The 2,157-nt window shown below is 73.5% G+C and carries 2 protein-coding genes; both read left to right on the forward strand.

The window, feature by feature from the left end; all coding sequences use genetic code 11:
* Nucleotides 1–77 precede the first annotated feature (77 nt).
* Nucleotides 78–1,211 (forward strand): DUF4190 domain-containing protein, encoded by a 1,134-nt coding sequence (locus ACFXA3_RS37710; RefSeq protein WP_385194980.1) that lies wholly within the window; start codon nucleotides 78–80, stop codon nucleotides 1,209–1,211.
* 123 nt (nucleotides 1,212–1,334) lie between these two features.
* Nucleotides 1,335–2,087, forward strand: coding sequence for a GntR family transcriptional regulator (locus tag ACFXA3_RS37715; protein WP_385194983.1), 753 nt, complete (start codon nucleotides 1,335–1,337; stop codon nucleotides 2,085–2,087).
* Nucleotides 2,088–2,157 lie beyond the last annotated feature (70 nt).

Here is a 2,157-nt window from a genome sequence, read left to right on the forward strand (position 1 = left end):
CCGCCGAGGCGGTCGCCCCCGCTGCGTACTATTTCGGGCATTCGTTCGCGCCCCCACGTGATGGAGCCCCTCGCCCCGTGAGCACCCCGCCGCCGCCCCACTGGTCCGCTCCGACGCCGCAGCCGGAGCAGGGGGAGCCGGCGCTCAACGGCTTTGCGCTCGCGTCGCTGCTGGTCGGGCTGTTGTGCCTGCCGCCGCTCGGCGTCGTCTTCGCGGTCGTGGCGCTCGTGCAGATCGCGCGGAAGGGGGAGCGGGGCCGGGGGCTGGCGATCGCGGGCCTGGCCGTGTCGCTCGTGATGACCCTCGTCCTCGTCCTGGCCGCGGACCGGGTCGCGGGGCGGCTGTTCGACCGCCTGGACACCCTCCAGCAGTTCGAGGGCGTCCAGGGCGAGTTGACCCCCGTGGACGACATGCGCGCGGGCGACTGCTTCAACGTCCCGGGCGGGGACCTGTTCGCCGAGAGCCCCTTCATCTACCGGATCGCCTGTACCGAGGTGCACGAGGGGGAGGTCACCTCCTCGACCCGGCTGGCCGGCAGCGCCTTCCCCGGCGGCCCCGAGCTGAGGAGGGCCGCCACGCAGGCGTGCTGGAAGGCGCAGGACGCGTACGCGATGGACACGTGGGCGCTGCCCCCGTACGCGGACATGTTCTACTTCGCGCCCTCGCACGCGTCGTGGAGCGGCGGCGACCGGCGTCTGCTGTGCGTCATCGGCACGGCGGATGAGGAGCACCGCGGCAGTCTGCGCAAGGACGCCGGGATGCTGAAGCCGGAGCAGGTGGCCTTCCTGCGGGTGCGCAACGAGGGTGACCTGGTGATGGGCGGCGAGCCCGAGGAGGCCATCGACGAGGCGCTGCCCCGGTACCTGGACTGGGCGCGCTCGGTGGACGTGGCGCTGGCCGCGGAGGCATCGGTGCTGGAGGGGGCGAGGGAGCGGCCGGAGCTGGCCGGGCCGGCGGGGGCCCGGCTGAGGGAGGTCGAGGCGGCCCGCGCGGGGTGGCAGCGGGCGGCGCGGGCGACGAAGCCGGCGGCGTTCCAGGACGCGTGGGACGAGGCGTCGGGCGCGCTGTCCGTGGGGACGGAGAAGGCGCTGCGCGGGGCGTACGGGCTGGCGACGGCGGTGCCGGACTGGCGGGCGGAACAGTCGGGCGGCGACTCGTCCGGGGCCGCCGGGGCCGCGGCCCGAGGGGCCGACGAGAATAGCGCGAGGTAACGGTCGGTAACGGGTTTCAGTGACCTGGCTTCATCACTTCGGGTGAAACTCTGGCCCTTGCTTGCGGCGTACAACCGCGGGTTGCCAGGGTGTAGCTGTCTGTCAACCTGATGGGAGTGGCCAGTGACTTTCGGTGAGCAGCCGGCCTATCTTCGCGTCGCCGGGGATCTGCGACGGAAGATCGTCGATGGGTCCCTGCCCCCGCACGCCCGGCTCCCCTCGCAGGCCCGGATCCGCGAGGAGTACGGGGTCTCCGACACGGTGGCGCTGGAGGCGCGCAAGGTCCTCATGGCGGAGGGGCTGGTCGAGGGCCGGTCCGGATCGGGTACGTACGTGCGGGAGCAGCCCGTGCCCAGGCGCGTCGCCCGCTCCGGATACCGCACGGGGGGGACGTCGACGCCGTTCCGGCAGGAGCAGGCCGACGCCGGGGCCCGCGGGACCTGGGAATCCAGCAGCGAACAGGCCGCCGCGCCGGCGGAGATCGCCAAGCGGCTCGGCATCGAGCCGGGCGGGCGCGTCATGCGGACGCGGTACGTGTTCCGCGACGCGGGGGAGGCGATGATGCTCTCGACCTCCTGGGAGCCGCTCGCGGTCACGGGCCGGACCCCCGTGATGCTGCCCGAGGAAGGGCCGCTCGGCGGCTCGGGGGTCGTCGACCGGATGGCCGCGATCGACGTCGTCGTCGACAACGTGGTGGAGGAGGTCGGGGCGCGCCCGGGCCTGGCGGAGGAGATCATGCTGCTGGGCGGGGTCCCGGGGCACGTGGTCCTGGTGATCGGCCGTACCTACTTCGCGTCCGGACTGGCGGTCGAGACCGCGGACGTGGTGGTCCCGGCGGACCGCTACCGCCTCTCGTACCACCTGCCCGTGAAGTGACCGCGCGTCACCCGGGCCGAGGCTGAGCCCGGTTGGAATCTGGCCTTTCTCAAGTGGGGGACCCGGGAAC

The organism is Streptomyces sp. NPDC059456 (assembly GCF_042750055.1).
In the GTDB taxonomy this organism is placed as follows: Bacteria; Actinomycetota; Actinomycetes; order Streptomycetales; family Streptomycetaceae; genus Streptomyces.